The following is a 16,986-nucleotide window of genomic DNA, read 5'->3' as shown; positions in this document are numbered from 1 at the left end:
CGGAAGGAGGAATGGCGCGTGTCTATGCGGTCGTGGTCTTGTCCTTCCACCAGGACGGGTTGTCGGTGTACCAGCGCACCGTCTCGGCCAGGCCCTCGTCGAAGCCGACGCGCGGACGGTAGCCGAGCGCCCGCAGCTTGGCGCCGTCCAGCGAGTAGCGGCGGTCGTGCCCCTTCCTGTCGGTCACCCGTTCCACCACGTCCCAGCCCGCGCCCACGGCGCCGAGCAGGCGCCCGGTGAGCTCCATGTTGGTGAGCCGGGTGTTGCCCGCCACGTGATAGACCTCGCCCGGCACGCCGCGCTCGGCGACGAGCCGGACGGCCCGGCAGTGGTCGTCCACGTGGATCCACTCCCGGACGTTGCCCCCGTCGCCGTAGAGGGGGAGCCTGCGGCCGGTGAGCAGGTTCGTGACGAACAGGGGAATGATCTTCTCGGGGTACTGGCGGGGTCCGTAGGTGTTGCCGCACCTGGTGATCACCACGGGCAGGCCGTGGGTCGTCGCGTCGGCAAGGGCGATCAGGTCGCCGCCCGCCTTGGCCGCCGCGTACGGCGAGCGCGGGCGCAGCGGCGCGTCCTCACGCCACGAGCCCGACGCGATGCTGCCGTACACCTCGTCGGTGGACACGTGCACCACCTTCGGGACCCCGGCGTCGAGGCAGGCCCGCATGAGCGTCTGGACGCCGAGGACGTTGGTGCGGACGAACTCCGCCGCCCCTTCGATCGACCGGTCCACGTGCGACTCGGCCGCGAAGTTGACCACCAGGTCGTGGCCGGGCACGAGCCTGGCGAGCAGGCCGGCGTCACAGATGTCGCCCTCGACGAGGTCGCAGGCGACCCCATCCAGGTTCGCCGGGTCCGCGGCGTAGGTGAGCCGGTCGAGCACCGTGATCGTTTCCGCGTCCGTGGTACGGGCGAAGTGGGAGCCGATGAACCCGGCACCGCCGGTGACAAGAATCCTCATGGGCGTTCACGAGGCCATGGCGGTCTCCACGACCACCGCGCTGTCCTCGTCGCCTCGTCCCGCGGCGACCACCTCGTCCAGCCGTTCCACCGCGCGCGAGCACACCGGAAGGTCCAGCCCGCCCGCGTCCGCGTCCGCGACGGCCAGCCGCAGGTCCTTGGCCATGAGCCGGGCGCGGAACGCGGCCGGCTCGTAGATTCCGTCGCGCATGAAGGTGGCGCGGAAGGCCAGGGCCGGTGAGCAGAACGCGCTGCCGGTGATCGCGTTGATCAGCATGGTGCGGTCGAGCCCGGCTCGCACGCCCAGGGCCACCGCCTCGGCCAGGGCCACGGTCTGGACGCCGAGCAGGAGGTTGAAGGCCAGCTTCATCGTGCACGCCATGCCGGGCGGGCCCAGATAGCGCAGCTCACCTCCGATGGCCGTCAGGACGTGCTCGACCTCGGCCACGTCGCGCTGGTCCCCGGCGGCGAACAGGCGCAGCTGGCCCTGCGCGGCCATGGCGGGGTTGCCGATCAGGCAGAGCTCGACCCGGCGCACCCCGTGGGCGCTCAGCCGCTCGGCCGCCTCGGCGGCGTAGGCCGCCGAGACGGTGGTGGTGTCGACGACGATCGTGCCGGGCTTGAGCGCCGGCACCATGCGCTCGAACAGCGTCTGCTCCACGGCGCTCTCGTCGGCGAGGCTGAGCAGGACGACGTCGCTGTCGCGGGCGGCGTCCCGCGGCTGCGGTGCCCACCGGGCGCCGGCCTGCCGCAGCGGATCGGCCTTGGCGGCCGTCCTGTTGTGCACGGTGAGCGGGAAGCCGGACTCCAGCAGGCGCCGGGCCATGCCCGCGCCCATCGCGCCGAGCCCGACGACGGCGAGCCTCATGACGCCTCCGCCGGCCTGGTGTCGGCGGACAGCTGGGAGATGCAGCGCATCGTGGCGTCGCGGAAGTAGGTGCCGAACTTCTCCGGCGAGCTGGTGTCGCGCTCCTTCAGCAGGTAGGGGGCGAGCTGCTTCTCCAGCGCGTGCACGCCGCCGTGGCGGGCCATCTTCGCCGAGACGGCCTCCAGCGTGCCCTCGTAGTGGATGATCCGGACCATGAAGTCGTCCTTGATGAACACGGCGGTGCCGAGCAGGCGGCCCACCTCGTTGCCCTGCTCGTCGTGGAGCTCGGAGCTGTCCACCCGTCTGAAGTTCCGGAAGATCTCGGCGATCTCGTCCTCGTGCCCCGGCTTGACCCGGTAGGTGATCGCGGCGTACGTCATCACATTCCTCCATCGACGTTGAGCGTGGTTCCGGTGATGTAGCGGGACTGGTCTCCGGCCAGGAACAGCACGGCGGCCGCCACCTCGTCGGCGGTGCCGAGCCGGCCCAGCGCGGTCATGCCGGCCAGCCGTTCGCGCAGGTGCGGGGGCGGCCCTTCGCCGGGGCCGGCCGCGTCTATGACGCCGGGCGCGACCGCGTTCACCCTGATGCCGCGCGGCCCCAGCTCGCGGGCGAGCGACCGGGTGAGCCCGATGAGGGCGGCCTTGGACGCGGTGTAGTGCGCGCTGGCGGGCCGGCCGCGCAGCGCGACGGACGCGGAAAGGTTGACGATCGAGGCGCCGCCGGACATCAGCCCCAGCGCCTGCCGGGTGACGAGGTAGGCGGAGGTCAGGTTGGCGTCCATGATCTGGTGCCACTCGCCGGGGTCCAGCTTGTCCACGGGGCGGACGCCGTCCACCCCGGCGTTGTTGACCAGCACGTCGAGCCCGCCCAGGCGCTCGGCGCAGGCGCCGGCGAGCGCGGCCACGTCTTCCTCCCGGGTGACGTCGGCGGTGACCAGCTCGTACGGGAGCGAGGCGGGCGCACCCCGGTGGCAGGCGACGACGCGGGCGCCGGCCGCGGCCAGCGCCCGGGCGGTGGCCGCGCCGATGCCCCGCGAGCCGCCGGTGACCAGCACCCGCTTGCCGGCGAGCGCGGCGTCGTACGTCATGATCGCTCCTCGGGGTAGGCGGCAGTGACGGCGTACAGGGCGAAGCTCTGCCCGTTCGAGCCGTCCTGGAAGGAGCGCAGCGGCGCGGTCGTCTGCCGGTGCCGGGTGCCGGCCTCCCACGTGCGGAAGGACTCCAGGCTGTCCCACTCGCTCAGCACCAGGAACCCGCCCGGCTGGGTGAGGGAGCGCAGCAGCTCGTTGCCGAGCAGGCCGGGCGTGCCGGCCAGCTCGCGGCTGACCTGGTGGTAGGCCTCGGCCAGCTCGGCGTGGGAGTCCCCCGAGGCCCTGGCGTAGACGAGCACGCGCACTCTCGGGCTGGTCATGTCCTGGCCACGGGGTCCATGGCGTAGACCACGTTCATCGTGACCATGGAGCCGCCCGATCGGAACGGGTGCAGCCGGACCCGGTGCTGGAGGTGCTGCTCGCTGGTCTCGAACTCCCGGAAGCGGGGCTCGTCCACCCAGTCGCTGACGATGTAGTAGACGCCGTCCTCCTCGGCGCTCTTCGACAGCCACTGGCCCTCGTTGGCCGGGTGCTCGGTGACCGCGGTGCCGACCCGCAGCCAGGTCTCCTCGAACTCGCGCTCCGCGCCCGGTTTGATCTGCATGCGCAACATCACGCGAAAAGTCATCGCTAGATCCCGCCGTCCACGTTGATGGTCTCGCCGTTGATGAACGCCGACTGGTCGCCGGCCAGGAAGGTCACCACGGTGGCGATCTCCTCGGGGCGGCCCATCCGGCCGAGCGCGATCAGGCGCCGGTAACGCTCGCGCACCTCGTCGGGCACGCCCGCCTCCGTCTCGACGGGGCCGGGGGCGACCAGGTTGACGCGGATGCCGCGCTCGCCGAGCTCCTTGGTCAGCGACCTGGTCAGGCCGATGAGTCCGGCCTTGGCCGCGGTGTAGTGGGCGCGCAGCGGGATGCCGACGGTGGCCACCTTCGAGCCGATGTTGACGATCGAGCCGCCCTGGCCCATCAGCGGCAGCGCCCGCTGGATGACCATGGCGGTGGCGGTCAGCCCGGTGTTCACGACCCGGTGCCACTCCGCCGCGTCCAGCTCGGCGAACGGGACATGGCTGATCGCGCCCGCGTTGTTGACGACGATGTCGATCCGGCCCCATCGGCGCTCGCACTCGCCGACCAGGGTGTCGATGTCCCGCTGCTCGGTCACGTCGGCGGTCGCGACGTGGTGCTCGCCGCCGATCGCCCGCAGCTCCTTCTCCAGGGTCCGCGCGGCCTCGCCGCCCTGCCTGGTGCAGGTGACGACGCTCGCGCCCGCCCTGGCCAGGTCGAGCACGATGGCCCGGCCGATTCCTCTGGCGCCGCCGGTGACCAGCGCCTTCCTGCCGTTGAGTCGCATGGCTTCTCCGATGTCACATCAGGGTGGCCGCGCCGGCGCCGGCGGCCGCGAGCGCGGCCAGGACGAGCACGGTGCGGATGAGGTTCCAGGTGCGCCACCGGGTCCTGGGGTCCCGCGCGGCCCAGTCGGGCGGCGGGTCGCCGGGGTCCAGCGACGTCACGTACTTGTTGATCGGCACGTTCTTCACGACCGAGACGGCCATGACGAGCGCCAGCAGCGCCGCCGCCGCGGTGTAGAGGGAGCGCGCGCCGGCGGACGGGGCCAGCACCGCGAGCGCGGCGTTGGCCAGGAAGGTGATGGCGTTGACGATGGGCATGAGCGGGTCGTAGCGCGGCCACAGGAAGCTGATGGCGCGCACGTACCCGTCGTAGGGCATGGCCTTGGTGTACGGCTCGATGCCGATGACGGTCGAGAGCATGACCCCCGCCGCCAGGCCGCCTCCGGCCAGGGACAGCGGGATGAGCAGCGAGATCATCGCACCGTCTGCGCCGCGGCTTCCACGCGGCGCCGGATCAGGTCGAGCTGGACGGCGGAGTTGCCGTTGATCCTGGCGGCCATCGCCGCGTCGTCCAGCGGCGCGCCCGGCTTCATCTGGAAGTCCTGCCTCCAGCGCATCAGGACGCCGCCGTCCACCTCGGTGTAGTCCCACGCGATGTGCATGTGGTCGAACCAGCCGGTCTCCACGCGGTGGGCCCGCACGGTCCGCTTGACCGGGTCGGCGGTCCGCTCGGACACCCAGCTCCAGGCGTTGCCGTCGGCGTCGGGGTGCATGGTGAGCCGGAAGCGGACGGTGTCGCCCTTGCGCTCGAGGATCTCTGCGGCGGCGTACTCGCTGAACAGCCGCGGCCAGTTCTCCACGTCGTTGGTCATGCTCCAGACCACCTCCATCGGCGCGGCGATGACGATCTGGTTCTCGGTGTGTGCTGCCATGGTCCTGTCCTTACGCTCTGACGACGATTGCCGAGTTGAATCCGCCGTAGCCCCTGGCCAGCACCAGTGCCGCGCGCAGCGGCGCCTGCCTGGGGGTGTCGCGGACGAGGTCGAGCCCGAGTCTCTCGACGGGTTCCGAGATGCCGACGGTGGGCGGGATGACCTGGTCGCGCAGGGCCAGCAGCGCGGTGGCCAGGTCGAGCGCGGCGCCGCCCGCGTACAGGCGCCCGGTCATGGTCTTCGGCGCGGTGACCGGGACACCCAGCGGCCCGAACACCGCGGTGACCGCCTCGGCCTCCTGGCGGTCCAGCTCGGGCACCCCGGCGGCGTCCGCGAAGACGACGTCGACGTCGCCGGGCCGGACGCCGGCGTCGGCCAGGGCGGCCTCGATGGCGCGGCGCAACCCTGGAGGCCGGTCGGTCCACGGCGGCGGATCGAACGTCGCCGCGTGACCGGCTATATAGCCATAGGTGGTCTTTTTCGTGTCGGTGGGCTCGATGACGAACATCGCCCCGCCCTCGCCCGGCAGGTAGCCGTCCGCGCGGGCGTCGAAGGGCAGGAACGTCCCCGACGGGCTGAGCCGGCGGCTGCTGAGCTGCGCGACCAGCCCGTACGGGCACAACGACGCGTCGGTGCCACCCGACAGCGCCAGCCGCACCTGGTCGCGCAGCAACCGGCACGAGTGGGCCACCGCGTCCAGCCCGCCGGCCTGCTCCGCGCAGACGACGCCGCACGGGCCGCGCATCTTGTGGCGGATCGCGATCTGGCCCGTGCTGGCCGCGTAGAACCAGGCGATGGACTGGTACGCGCCCACGTGCCGGGGCCCGTTCCGCCACAACTTCTCGATCTCCCGCTGCCCGAAGTCCGTGCCGCCGGAGGAACTGGCCGTGGTCACCGCCATCTCGTACTCGGGCAGCCCGGCCGGGTCCACCTCGGCGTCGGCCAGCGCCATCTCGGCCGCCGCCAGCGCCATGTGGGTGAACCGGTCGGTCTCGGCGACGAGCCTGCCCGGCACCCGGCCCTTGGCGGTGAACGACGACTCGCCGCCCCTCGTCACCGGGTAGCCGCCGGCGTCGAAATGCGTGATCGGCCCGAGCCCGGACCTGCCGTCCAGGACCGCGCGCCAGTAGTCCTCCGCGCGGTCCCCGTTGGGCGCCACCACCCCCATCCCGGTCACCGCGCTCATCGTTCCCCCCGCCCCAGCACCATCGCCGTCTGGAAACCGCCGAACCCGCTGCCCACGCTGAGGACGGCGTCCACCCGCCGGTCGCGGGCGGTCAGCGGCACGTAGTCGAGGTCGCACTCCGGGTCGGGGGTGTGCAGGTTGGCCGTGGGCGGCACCACGTTGTCCCGCATCGCCAGCAGGCAGGCCGCCGCCTCGATCGCGCCGATCGCGCCGAGCGAATGCCCGACCATCGACTTCAGCGAGCTGACCGGCACCTCGTAGGCGCGCGGCCCCAGAGCCCGCTTGAAGGCGGCGCTCTCGTGCCGGTCGTTCTGCTTGGTGCCCGAGCCGTGGGCGTTGACGTAGTCGATGTCCGACGGATCGAGCCTGGCGCCGTCCAGCGCGGCGCGGATGGCCTCGGCCATCTCCCTGCCGTCCGGCTTGAGCCCGGTCATGTGGAAGGCGTTGCTGCGGGAGGCGTACCCGGCGATCTCACCGTAGATCGTCGCGCTGCGGCGGCGCGCCGACTCCAGCTCCTCCAGCACCAGGACGGCCGCGCCCTCCCCCAGCACGAACCCGTCCCTGTGCAGGTCGAACGGGCGCGAGGCGTGCTCGGGGTCGTCGTTGTTGGGCGAGGTGGCCTTGATGGCGTCGAAGCAGGCCGAGGTGATCGGCGAGATCGGCGCGTCGGTCGCGCCGGCCACCACCACGTCGGCCGTGCCCTGCCGGATGAGACGGGCGCCGAGGCCGATGGCGTCCAGGCCCGACGTGCAGCCGGTCGAGATCAACCCGACCTGCCCCTCGGCCCCGCAACTCCACGCCACCTCGGCGGCCAGGGTGCTGGGCGCCATGAACCCGTACAAGTGCGGCACGCCGTACGCGTCGTCCACGAGCCACCGCCTGCCGCCGTCGCTCAGGACGACGTACTCCTCCTCCAGGCTCATCGTGCTGCCCACGGCGCTGCCCAGGCTGACGCTCACCCGCTCGGGCGCGACGTCCTGGCCCAGGCCGCTGTCGGCCCACGCCTCCCTGGCCGCGACCACGCCGAGTTGCGCGGCCCGGTCCATCCTTCGGACCTCCTGAGCCGACAGGCCCTCCGACACCGGGTCGAAGTCGCACTCGGCGGCCATCCGGGAGCGGAAGCCCGACGGGTCGAAGAAGGTGATGGTACGCGTCGCCGTGCGGCCCGCCGTGAGCATCTCCCAGAAGGCCTTGGTGCCCGGGTCACCGGGAGCGACGACGCCGATCCCGGTGACCACGACGCGGGCGGACGACATCAGGCCTCTCCCGCTCGTTCTTCTGTGTCGACGTGACCCAGCTCGGGGCGGGGCGCCAGCGGGCACAGGTGGAAGACGATGAGCGCGTCCTCCGTGCCGGTGTTCTCGACGCGGTGCCGGGTGAACTTCGGCACCATGACGCTCTGGTCGGCGCTCATCTTGACGTCATCGCCGTCCAGCCTCGCGACGATCGTGCCGCGGGCGACGAACATGTACTCGTCGGAGTAGGGGTGGTAGTGCTCGGCGACGGACTCGCCCGGCTTGAGCAGCGTCACGCCCATGAAGCCCGTGGTCGAGCCCACGGTCTTGGGGCTGAGCAGCACCCGCAGGTCGCCGCCGCGGCGGCGGTTGGGCTCGACGTCGTCGAGGTGGACGATCCGGGGTCCGGCCTGCTTGTCGGTCACGAGCTCTCCCAGGTGTAGAAGGGGATGGCCATGGCGTCCTTCGGCTCGCGCCAGTTCGGGTCGTACGGGCTGACGTGCTCCGACAACCTCTGGCTGACGTCCAGGTAGAGCGGGTGACGGCGCGCCTTGTCCAGGTCGGGCTTGATGTCCTGGTCGGCCTCGACCAGGTGGAAGTACAGGTCGTGGAAGCGGAAGAGGGTCCTGCGGGACACGCCGATCAGGTGCGGCAGATCCGTGGCGTCGGAGTCGGCGAAGATGCCCGCGATGGCGTCGGCGTGCGAGGCCTCCATGTGCGCGACGATGAGCGTTCTGTGCGGCAAGGTGATCTCCTACTTGATCGCGATGGCGAGGGTGTCGGTGGGGCCGAGCGGCTGGACGGAGGTCTGCTGGAATCCCGCCTCGCGCATCCACGCCAGGCACTCGCCCTGGGTGTACTCCGACCCGTCGGTCGTGGTGAGGATCATGTGCAGGCTGACCAGGAGGTTGTCGGCATCGGCCGGCTCCTCCTCGATCATGCGGTCGTAGACGAGCAGCACCCCGCCGGGAGCCAGCGCCTGGTAGGCCTTGCCGACCAGCATCCGGCGCTCCTCCTCCGACCAGTCGTGCAGCACGTGCCCCATGATCAGCACGTCGGCCTGCGGCAACGGGTCGTTGAAGAAGTCGCCGGGCACGAACGAGGCCCGCCCGGCCAGCCCGAGCCCGGCGAGGTGCGCGTCGAACCTGGGCTCCATCTCCGGCAGGTCGAACACCATGCCCTTGAGGTGGACGTGCGCCCTGACCAGGTGGGAGATCAGGTTGCCGCGGGCGCCGCCGATGTCGGCGACGGAGTCGTGCGCGGTCCAGTCGTAGGCCTTGGCCAGCTCGGGGCCGAGGTGCCCGCTGAGCGAGTCCATCATGGTCAGGAAACGGTCCAGGAACGCGGGGTTGCCGACCAGCTCCCGGAAGTCGCCGTCGTTGGCCTGCGGCCGGCCGGTGCGCAGCGTGTCGGTGAAGCTTCCCCACGCGGGGTAGAGCATCTCGCCGGAACGCGACAGGAAACCGCCGACGTAGGCGGGCGCGCCGCGGACCAGGAAGCGGGAGGCGGCCGGGCTGTTGCCGTACCTGCCGTTCTCGCGCTGGAGCAGGCCGGTGACGACGAGGGTGTCCAGCCACTGGCGGGTGGCGCGGGGGTGCAGGCCGAGGCGCTCGCACACCTCCTCCGCGGTGGCCTCGACGTCGTCGAGCGCGGTGAACAGGTCGAGCTCCACTGCGGTGAGCACGACCTTGGACATCGCGTACATGCTGCCGATCCGGAAGATGTCGGCCGGGGTGCTGATCGATGCGTCCGTTGCCACGGGGGCTCCCTTCTGAGTGATGATCGGGTCAGGCGTCGGGCGTCACGGCCTCGATCAGCCGCAGGTCGCCCGCCTCCCCGCGAACGCCGCCGAAGCCGAGGCCGGCACGGTCGAACAGCTCGGCGAACTCCTTCTCGGTGCGCTCCTTGCCGCCCGCGACCAGGAGCATGTGCAGATCCATCAGCCGGGCCCGCCGCTCGGCGGGGCCGCTCGCGAGGAGCTGCTCGACGACGATCACGCGGGCGCCGGGCGGCGCGGCGCGCCGGCAGTTCCGCAGAACGCGCAGGCACGTCTCGTCGTCCCACATGTGCAGGGTCTGCTTGATGAGATAGACGTCGCCGCCACCGGGGACGGCCGTCTGGCAGTCGCCGGGGAAGGCGCGGAAGCGGGAGGCCAGCGGGCCCTCGCGCAGCGCCGGGTCGACGGTGTCCAGCGCCTGCTCGGTCTCGACGAGCACGCCGGTGACGCCGGGGTGGCGTTCCAGCACCGCGCGCAGCAGGTTGCCCTTGCCTCCCGCCAGCTCGACCACGCACTCGCCGTCCTTGACCGGCAGCGCCTCGGCGACCAGCGGGTCCTCCCGCTGCGCCACGACCGACAGGCCGTGCTGGAACGCCTCGCCTGCCTGCCTGTTCTGGTCGAAGTAGGCGAAGATGTCCTGGCCGTAGTGCGCCTGGAAGGCGGCTTCGCCCGTTCTGACCGAGTGGGCGAGCAGTCCCCACAGGATCCAGTTCCAGTCGCCGCCCAGGCGGATGATCCCCGCGGGGCCGCCGGGCGCGTCCGAGCGCAGCGCCCGGGACAGGGGGGTGTGCTCGTAGCGGCCCTCCGCCTCGGCGAAGATGCCGTACGCGGTGAGCAGCCGCATGAAACGTTCGAGCGTGTCCCGCCGCGCGCCCGCGGCCGAGGCGAGCTCCTCCAGGGTGACGGGCTCGCCGTCCACCGCGTCGGCCAGGCCGAGCTGGACCGCCGCGCGCACCACCGCGCTGGCGTGCACGCCCGTCGAGAGCTCGAACACCTTCGCGGCCGCTTCGTCGCGCATGACCGCCATTGCCATGTGATACCTCCGGGTCATCCGGCGGCCGGGTCCTCGAGACCCGCCGACTGCAGAGGCTGGCGGCGAGGGCTCAAGGATCGCTCCAGCACCGCTTGAGCAGCGGCCCGCGGATCGCTGGGGGCCGGGTCGGGCGCCGGCCGGCCCCGCTCAGGTGATGCTCGAGCGCGGCGAGCCAGCATGGGCGTCCCGGCGGGCCTGCTCCGCCCGTCGTGCCGATCAAAGGGAGTGACGGATGGAACTGGGGCTCACTGGAAAGAGCGTGCTCGTCACGGGCGCCAGCAGCGGCATCGGACGTGCCGCGGCACGCCTGTTCGCCGCGGAAGGGGCCAGGGTGGCCCTCACGTACCGCGTCAACAAGGACGGTGCGCAGAGCACCGTGACCGAGATCGAGCGGGCGGGCGGCACCGCGATCGCCGTGCAGTACGACCTGGGCGACGCGGACTCCATCAGGACCGCCGTGGCCGGCGTGATCGACGCCCACGGCGGCGTGGACGTGCTGGTCGCCAACGCCTCACCCTGGTCGGGGCCGCACCTGCCGCCCCGCGCCTTCGAGGACGTGCCGGTCGCGGAGTGGCAGACCCAGCTCCGCGAGGAGCTCGACGGCGCCTTCCACACGGTGCAGGCGGTGTTGCCGTCGATGAAGGCGCGCGGCTGGGGACGGCTGGTCTTCGTCTCGGCGGCGTCGGTGCGCTCGGGCATCCCCGGGGAGGAGGCGTTCATCGCCAGCAAGGCCGGCCTCAACGCCTTCAGCCGCACCCTGGCGGCCGAGGCGGGCACGAGCGGGATCCTCAGCGTGGTGGTGTCGCCCGGGGCGACGGCGACCGACACCACCCGGCGCGCTCTTCCCCCTCAGGTGATGAGCAAGGTGGCCGCCTCGGCCGCCACGGGCCGCATCTCGACGCCCGAGGAGGTGGCCAGGGCCATCGTGTTCCTCGGCTCGGAGGCCAACGGGAACATCACCGGCACCATCGTCGAGGTCACCGGCGGAACCTGATCCGCCCCTGCGCCGCCGCGGGCCCGAGAGGCCCCGCGGCGGCTTTCCGCACTCAGCAGGGCCTGCGCCGTTCCTCCGGGCACGAGGGACCGCGACCCTCGATCAGCTCGCGGCGATTCCCTCCGGACACGAGACGACCGCGGCCTCCGGTCAGGCCGCGGTCGTCCGCTTCCGGCACAGCGCGCCGTACCGGCCGGTCAGGCTGTGGCGATGCGTTCCAGCTGCGGGACGACGGCGGCGGGGGCCGGGCGGGCGGCGATCTCCTCGCGCAGGCGGGCCGCGGCCTCCTTGGCCCGCTCGTCGTGCAGCAGGCGCAGCGCCCGCTCCCGCAGCTCGGCCGGACCGGCGTCGTCGGGCGGCAGCAGTTCGGCCGCCCCGGCACGCACCAGGCGGGTGGCGTGCGCCTCATGGTCGGGCAGCTGCGGCACCAGCAGCTGCGGCAGGCCGGCGGCCAGGCCGGTCAGCGAGCTGCCGGCGCCGCCGTGCGCCACCAGCAGGTCGCATGACGGCAGTACGGCGTGCAGCGGCGCGTCCTCGACGACCCGCACGCCCTCGGGAAGGGCGCCGAGCAGCGGGCGCTGCCCGGCGGTCACGGCGGCGACGACCTCGGCCTCCGGCCCCGCCAGCGCGCTGACAGCGTCCCTGGCCAGGAAGCGGCGCGCGTCCACGCGGGCCATGGTCGTGCCCCACGTCACGCAGATCCTGGGCCTGTCCGCCGGGCCGAGGCGGGGGTCCGCGCCGGCCCCGTTGTACGGGACGTACCTGATGGGCGTCGGCCGGTAGTCCACCTCCACCTGCACGCCGGCGGGGAACGGGTCGATCGTGGCCGCCCCGAGCGGATCCAGGTCGTCCAGGCCGTGCCGCTCCGCCATCGGCGCCAGCAGCTCCGGCAGGAACCGGCGGGCGCGATGGACGAGGTCGGCCCCGTACAGGTGGCGCACGGCCGGCACTCCGGCCGCCGCCGCCGCGACCGGGGCCGCCCAGGCCGTCGGATCGTGCACGACCAGGCCGGCCCGCCATTCCCCGGCCAGGCGTACCAGGTCGTCGACCATGGCCTCGGCGTTGGCCTGGAACATGCGCAGCGCGCGGGGGGCGCGCCCGTTCGTCAGGGGTCCCGGGGGCACGGGCGGGGTGCCGAAGCGCCGGGTCGGCAGCGCGTACCCGCGGACCAGGTCCACCGAGTCCACGTCGGAGCCGACCACGGCGTACGGCAGCCCGGTCCGCCGCGCGGCGGCCGTCAGCGACGGTTGGCAGGCCACCAGCACGTCGTGCCCGGCCGCGCGGGCCGCCCAGGCGAGGGGCACCATGGCGTACAGATGGGACGGCCACGCCCAGGCCGTGAACAACACCCGCACCGTTCCACCAGCTCTCAGCTCAGGACCGCATCGGCGATCAGATCAACCTGTCCGGGGTCTGCCGTGCACGGCAGCAGGATCAGCTCGTCGCAGCCGGCCTCGGCGTAGCCGCGGGCCAGCTCGCGCAGCCGCTCCGGGTCCGTGGCCGCGCCGGAGACCACCAGCGCCGCCTTGTCGCCGATGAAGGCGTAGTAGGAGCGCAGATAACGTTCGGCGTGCTCGCGCCCGCCCGGGCCGAGCGCGACGTAGGACAGCGCCAGCAGCCTGGGCGCCTGCGCCCTCCCCTGCCGCCGCCATTCCGCGCGCACCGCGGCGGCCAGGTCGGCGTAGCGGGAGACCGAGCTGCCGCCGCCGATCCACCCGTCGCCCACCCGCGCCGAGCGGCGCATGGCCGCCGCCGAGTGGCCGCCGACCAGCAGGGGCGGGCGGCGCCGGGGGCGCAGGCCCTGGCCCGGCTCCGACCAGGCGTCGCGCAGCTCGCGCACGACGGTGTCGAGGCGCTTGCCCCGGCCGGCGAACGGCGTCCCCGTCGCGTCGAAGTCGTCCTCGCGGTCGCCCGAGGCGAGGCCGACCACCAGGCGCCCGCCCGACAGGTGGTCGAGCGTGGCCAGCTGCTTGGCCAGCAGCGCGCTGTCGCGGCAGGCGGCGATGAGGATGGTGGTGGCGAGCTTGATCCGTTCGGTGACGGCGGCGGCGGCCGCCAGGGCCAGCAGCGGCTCGTAGTTGCGGTACACGATGCGGTCGAGCGCGCCGAGCGTGCTGAACCCGAGCCGGTCGGCCCTGCGGGCCCACTCGACGAGCCGCTCGCCGGTCAGGTCCGGCACGGTCGTGGGCAGGGCGAGTCCGATGTCCATGGTGACGGGCCTCTCAGCCCCGGTCGAGGATCCGGCCGGCCACCGCGCGCAGCACGGCCTCCGGGTCGGCGGGGAGGACGGGCGCGCGCCAGGCGACGAAGCCGTCGGGGCGGACCAGCACCGCGCCTGACGGGCTCACCCCGTACGTGCGCGGCCAGCGGCCCTCCGGGTCGGCCAGTTCCGCGCCGCCGATCATCCGCGCGTCCAGGCCGGCGCGGGCCGCCGCCTCGTGCCAGCCGCCGCCCTCGGAGCCGGTGAGGAGCACCGTTCCCTCGCCGAACAGGTCCAGCGTGGACACCGGCACGCCGTCGCGGACGATCGGGCAGTGCGGGGCACGGGTGCCCGGCGCACCGAGCAGGGCGGGCTCCAGCGCGGGCGGGCCGCCGGTCTCCTCGGGGAGCACGGCCGCGGAGTCGTACCGGTAGCCCAGGATGATCGCGGCGTAGCTGACGGCCTTCCCGTCGCCGTCGGCGGTGCTGGTGCGGTCGCGCATCGTCTTCATGGCGTAGTCGATGGTGTGCCCGGCGACGGCGCGGCGCTCCCGCTCGTAGGTGTCCAGGAGGCCGGGGCCCGCGTCGCCGGCCAGGACGGCGGCCAGCTTCCACGCCAGGTTGTGGGCGTCCTGCACGCCGGTGGCGGCGCCGAGCGCGCCGGTCGGGGGCATGGCGTGCGCGGCGTCGCCGACGAGGAACACCCGTCCGTGGCGGTAGCGCTCGGCCAGCTGGGCGGCGACCTCGTAGCCGAGCACCTTGGCGCCGGTCCGCTCGATCTGCACCTCGATGTTGTCGACGCGCAGGTCGGGCACTCCCACGGCGGCGCGGATGACCGCCACGCACCGGTCGTCGTCGAAGTCGTCGGCGTTGCCGGCGGCGGGGTCGTAGGGGGTGACGAACACCCAGCGCGAGCCGTCCATCGGCATCATGCGGGTTCCGGGCTCGGGCTGGTCGAAGTAGCCCAGGCCGAGGTCCCGGCCGCGCAGCGGGCCGCTGAGGTCGGCCTTGAAGACGAGGCTGACGATGTTCTGCAGCACGCCGGGGCCGGTCACGCCGATGCCGAGCCGCTGCCGCACGGAGCTGCGGCTGCCGTCGGCGGCGACGAGATAGCGCGCGCGGATCCGGCGCTCGCGGCCGGTGTCGGCGTCGCGCACCGTCGCCGTCACCCCGTCCCCGTCGTCGTCGAACGACGTCAGCTCGGTGGAGTAGCGCACGTCGGCGCCCAGCTTCACGGCGTGGTCGGCGACGATCTCCTCCAGCCTGTTCTGGTCGATGGAGCACCAGTCGCACGGCGTGGCCGCGCTGAGCCCCGGCGCCTCGTTGCGCATCGGCATGGAGAACAGCTCGGCGTCGTTGAGCGTCCTGGCCCTGATCACCGTCTTGGTGCTCAGGTCGGAGGTCAGGGACTGCGCGGCGACGATCGTCTCCTCCAGACCGGCCGACCGGAAGATCTCGACGGTGCGCGGGTTGATCACCCGCGCCCTGGGGTGGCGCAGCGTGCTGGGCTTGCGCTCGACGAGCGTCACCCGCACTCCCGCCCTGGCCAGGAACAGGGCCGTGGTCAGGCCGACGACGGCGCCGCCGGCGATCAGCACCTCGGTGTCTTCGTGTGGCATGGCTGGCCTCATCCCTTCGGTCATCGGCACACCTACAAGGGAGCAGAACCGGCGTCGCGCGGCGCTGGACGCCCGGTCGAGTTCCGCTCCAGCCCTCGTCCGCCCCGGATCCAGCGCGGCTCGAACGCGGCCTTCCACGATGGCCTCGCGACGATCTGATCCGAGAGAGCGGGGCACACCATGCGACTGGGGATCAACGTCCCTCTGAACGACGCCGACCTCGTCATGGAGGCGGAACGGCTCGGGTTCGAGGTGGCGTTCGTACCGGAGGGATTCCGTTCGGACGCTGCCAGCGCGCTGGGATACCTCGCGGCCAGGACCACGCGGATCCACGTGGCCTCCGGGGTGTTCCAGATCCCGGCGCGGACCGCGGCCATGACCGTGATGACGGCCGCCACGCTGGACGGCCTGTCCGGCGGCCGGTTCCGGCTCGGGCTGGGCGTCTCCAACGCGTTCGTCACCGAAGGCTGGCACGGCACGCCGTTCGGCCGCCCGCTGGCCAGGACCCGCGAGTACGTCTCCATCGTGCGGGCCGCGCTCGACGGCCGCCAGGTCGACCACAAGGGCGAGCACCTGCAGGTGCCGCTGCGCGGCGGCCGGGGCACCGGCTTCCGCCTGCACGCCACGCTGGTCAGCCCGCGCATCCCGATCTACCTGGCCGCCGTCGGCCCGCGCGGGCTGGAGCTGGCCGGGGAGATCTCCGACGGCTGGTTCGGGGTCTTCAGCTCGCCCGAGCGGGTGGCCGAGGCGGTCGGGCACATGGAGGCCGGGCGGCTGCGCGGCGACCTGGCCGGCGAGCCGTTCGAGGTCATCCCCTCGGTGTCGATCGCCGTGGACGACGATCTGGAGGCCGCCGCGCTGCCCGTCAGGCACCACGTGGCGCGGTTCGTCAGCCTCGGGCACCGCGCCGACAACTTCTACTTCCGCCTGCTGGAGCGGCTCGGCCACGGCGATGCGGCGGTGGAGATCCAGGACCGGGCGCGGGCCGGCGACGCGGCGGGCGCGGCGGCGGCGGTGCCGTTCGAGTTCGTCGACAGCACCTCGCTGCTGGGACCCCCGGACCGGGTGGCGGAGCGCATGGCCGCGTACGCGCGGGCCGGCGTCACCACGATCGCCCTGTCCCCCGTCGACTCCGACCCGGTGGCGCGGCGCACATCCCTCCAGGTCGCGGCGGAGGCCGTCGGCCTGGTCACTCCCGGCAGATAGGGCCGGCACCCAAGGAGGAACCATGTCAGACAAGGCAGGCAAGCGTCCCGGGATCGCCCGGCGCGTGGCGCTGGTGGCGGCGGCGGGCACCCTGACCCTCGGCTCGGTGGCCGGCCTGGCCGGCTCGGCCAGCGGCGACACCGAGTGGCGGCGCTCGCCGGTCGGCACGTGGGCCGTGGAGATCACGTTCGCGTCCGGCACGAAGACGGAGCGCGGCCTGTTCGCGCTGCGGCCCGACGGCAGCTTCAGCCTCGCCGTCGGCAAGCGGACCGGGTTCGGCAGCTGGCAGCCCACCGCCGACGGTTTCCGCTACGCCTTCAGGCACTACGCGTTCAAGGCCGACGACACCTTCGACTTCGAACTGCGCGGCGTCCAGGAGGGGCAGGTGGACGCGGACGGCACGTTCACCACGACGGGGACGGGAACGTCCCTCGACGCCGACGGCAACGTCCAGGGCGTGTTCGAGACCCAGGTCGAGGGCGAGCGCTACAGCCTCCAGTCACCGTGACGGCAACCGGGGGCGGCGCCAC

General features: G+C 73.0%; 21 protein-coding genes. 3 read left to right on the top strand and 18 right to left on the bottom strand.

What is annotated here, in order from left to right; genetic code table 11:
- Nucleotides 1-22: 22 nt before the first annotated feature.
- Genes rfbB through ACTWPV_RS42015 form a run of 15 tightly spaced genes read right to left on the bottom strand, consistent with a single transcriptional unit; the run spans nt 23 to nt 10,438 of the window.
- Nucleotides 23-961, bottom strand: a complete 939-nt coding sequence (gene rfbB / locus ACTWPV_RS42085) for a dTDP-glucose 4,6-dehydratase (RefSeq protein WP_443156066.1) — start codon at nt 959-961, stop codon at nt 23-25.
- A gap of 6 nt (nt 962-967) precedes the next feature.
- On the bottom strand, nt 968-1,828 hold the full coding sequence (locus ACTWPV_RS42080; protein WP_443156065.1) for an NAD(P)-dependent oxidoreductase: 861 nt from the start codon (nt 1,826-1,828) through the stop codon (nt 968-970).
- On the bottom strand, nt 1,825-2,208 hold the full coding sequence (locus ACTWPV_RS42075) for a SchA/CurD-like domain-containing protein (RefSeq protein ID WP_347649125.1): 384 nt from the start codon (nt 2,206-2,208) through the stop codon (nt 1,825-1,827). Before ACTWPV_RS42075 ends, ACTWPV_RS42080 begins: the two co-directional genes overlap by 4 nt.
- Nucleotides 2,208-2,918, bottom strand: a complete 711-nt coding sequence (locus ACTWPV_RS42070) for an SDR family NAD(P)-dependent oxidoreductase (protein WP_443156064.1) — start codon at nt 2,916-2,918, stop codon at nt 2,208-2,210. The genes ACTWPV_RS42075 and ACTWPV_RS42070 overlap by 1 nt, the downstream gene beginning before the upstream one ends.
- On the bottom strand, nt 2,915-3,241 hold the full coding sequence (locus tag ACTWPV_RS42065; RefSeq protein WP_443156063.1) for an antibiotic biosynthesis monooxygenase family protein: 327 nt from the start codon (nt 3,239-3,241) through the stop codon (nt 2,915-2,917). Before ACTWPV_RS42065 ends, ACTWPV_RS42070 begins: the two co-directional genes overlap by 4 nt.
- Entirely contained in the window at nt 3,238-3,549 is a 312-nt protein-coding gene (locus tag ACTWPV_RS42060) for an antibiotic biosynthesis monooxygenase family protein (RefSeq protein WP_347623824.1), read from the bottom strand. The genes ACTWPV_RS42065 and ACTWPV_RS42060 overlap by 4 nt, the downstream gene beginning before the upstream one ends.
- 2 nt (nt 3,550-3,551) lie before the next feature.
- Nucleotides 3,552-4,277: an SDR family NAD(P)-dependent oxidoreductase gene (locus tag ACTWPV_RS42055; protein WP_443156062.1), complete on the bottom strand. Its 726-nt coding sequence runs from the start codon at nt 4,275-4,277 to the stop codon at nt 3,552-3,554.
- A gap of 13 nt (nt 4,278-4,290) precedes the next feature.
- A complete protein-coding gene (locus ACTWPV_RS42050; RefSeq protein ID WP_443156061.1) occupies nt 4,291-4,752 on the bottom strand; it encodes an anthrone oxygenase family protein in 462 nt (153 codons plus the stop codon).
- On the bottom strand, nt 4,749-5,207 hold the full coding sequence (locus tag ACTWPV_RS42045) for an SRPBCC family protein (RefSeq protein ID WP_347649130.1): 459 nt from the start codon (nt 5,205-5,207) through the stop codon (nt 4,749-4,751). Before ACTWPV_RS42045 ends, ACTWPV_RS42050 begins: the two co-directional genes overlap by 4 nt.
- A gap of 10 nt (nt 5,208-5,217) precedes the next feature.
- The gene (locus ACTWPV_RS42040; RefSeq protein ID WP_443156060.1) at nt 5,218-6,393 is read right to left on the bottom strand and encodes a ketosynthase chain-length factor; all 1,176 of its coding nucleotides are present in this window, start codon (nt 6,391-6,393) and stop codon (nt 5,218-5,220) included.
- Entirely contained in the window at nt 6,390-7,649 is a 1,260-nt protein-coding gene (locus ACTWPV_RS42035) for a beta-ketoacyl-[acyl-carrier-protein] synthase family protein (RefSeq protein ID WP_347649132.1), read from the bottom strand. The genes ACTWPV_RS42040 and ACTWPV_RS42035 overlap by 4 nt, the downstream gene beginning before the upstream one ends.
- Nucleotides 7,649-8,053, bottom strand: a complete 405-nt coding sequence (locus ACTWPV_RS42030) for a cupin domain-containing protein (protein ID WP_443156059.1) — start codon at nt 8,051-8,053, stop codon at nt 7,649-7,651. The genes ACTWPV_RS42035 and ACTWPV_RS42030 overlap by 1 nt, the downstream gene beginning before the upstream one ends.
- On the bottom strand, nt 8,050-8,373 hold the full coding sequence (locus ACTWPV_RS42025; RefSeq protein ID WP_443156058.1) for a TcmI family type II polyketide cyclase: 324 nt from the start codon (nt 8,371-8,373) through the stop codon (nt 8,050-8,052). The genes ACTWPV_RS42030 and ACTWPV_RS42025 overlap by 4 nt, the downstream gene beginning before the upstream one ends.
- 9 nt (nt 8,374-8,382) lie before the next feature.
- Nucleotides 8,383-9,387 carry a methyltransferase gene (locus ACTWPV_RS42020; RefSeq protein WP_347649135.1) on the bottom strand — a complete coding sequence of 335 codons (1,005 nt, stop codon included), beginning with the start codon at nt 9,385-9,387 and terminating at the stop codon, nt 8,383-8,385.
- A gap of 28 nt (nt 9,388-9,415) precedes the next feature.
- Nucleotides 9,416-10,438, bottom strand: coding sequence for a methyltransferase (locus ACTWPV_RS42015; RefSeq protein WP_347649136.1), 1,023 nt, complete (start codon nt 10,436-10,438; stop codon nt 9,416-9,418).
- Nucleotides 10,439-10,670: 232 nt separating this feature from the next.
- Here ACTWPV_RS42015 and ACTWPV_RS42010 point away from each other — a divergent pair, with 232 nt between their 5' ends.
- A complete protein-coding gene (locus ACTWPV_RS42010; protein ID WP_347623815.1) occupies nt 10,671-11,432 on the top strand; it encodes an SDR family NAD(P)-dependent oxidoreductase in 762 nt (253 codons plus the stop codon).
- 197 nt (nt 11,433-11,629) lie between these two features.
- Here ACTWPV_RS42010 and ACTWPV_RS42005 read toward each other — a convergent pair whose 3' ends face one another.
- From ACTWPV_RS42005 to ACTWPV_RS41995, 3 genes are read right to left on the bottom strand one after another with little or no spacing between them, the layout of a single operon-like run.
- Complete coding sequence (locus tag ACTWPV_RS42005) at nt 11,630-12,787, bottom strand: nucleotide disphospho-sugar-binding domain-containing protein (RefSeq protein WP_443156057.1); 1,158 nt, start codon at nt 12,785-12,787, stop codon at nt 11,630-11,632.
- A 14-nt stretch (nt 12,788-12,801) separates the two neighbouring features.
- On the bottom strand, nt 12,802-13,641 hold the full coding sequence (locus tag ACTWPV_RS42000) for an LLM class flavin-dependent oxidoreductase (RefSeq protein ID WP_347649138.1): 840 nt from the start codon (nt 13,639-13,641) through the stop codon (nt 12,802-12,804).
- Nucleotides 13,642-13,654: 13 nt separating this feature from the next.
- Nucleotides 13,655-15,250, bottom strand: coding sequence for an FAD-dependent monooxygenase (locus ACTWPV_RS41995; RefSeq protein WP_347649139.1), 1,596 nt, complete (start codon nt 15,248-15,250; stop codon nt 13,655-13,657).
- 180 nt (nt 15,251-15,430) lie between these two features.
- On the opposite strand from ACTWPV_RS41995, the gene ACTWPV_RS41990 reads away from it, so the two are divergent.
- Entirely contained in the window at nt 15,431-16,456 is a 1,026-nt protein-coding gene (locus ACTWPV_RS41990; RefSeq protein ID WP_443156056.1) for an LLM class flavin-dependent oxidoreductase, read from the top strand.
- A 22-nt stretch (nt 16,457-16,478) separates the two neighbouring features.
- Nucleotides 16,479-16,964 carry a hypothetical protein gene (locus tag ACTWPV_RS41985; RefSeq protein ID WP_443156055.1) on the top strand — a complete coding sequence of 162 codons (486 nt, stop codon included), beginning with the start codon at nt 16,479-16,481 and terminating at the stop codon, nt 16,962-16,964.
- Nucleotides 16,965-16,986 lie beyond the last annotated feature (22 nt).

Origin of the sequence: Nonomuraea sp. KM88 (assembly GCF_052245635.1) — a bacterium.
GTDB lineage: Bacteria > Actinomycetota > Actinomycetes > Streptosporangiales > Streptosporangiaceae > Nonomuraea.
Note: the sequence above shows the minus strand (reverse complement) of the source record. Positions and strands in the feature narration are given on the sequence as shown.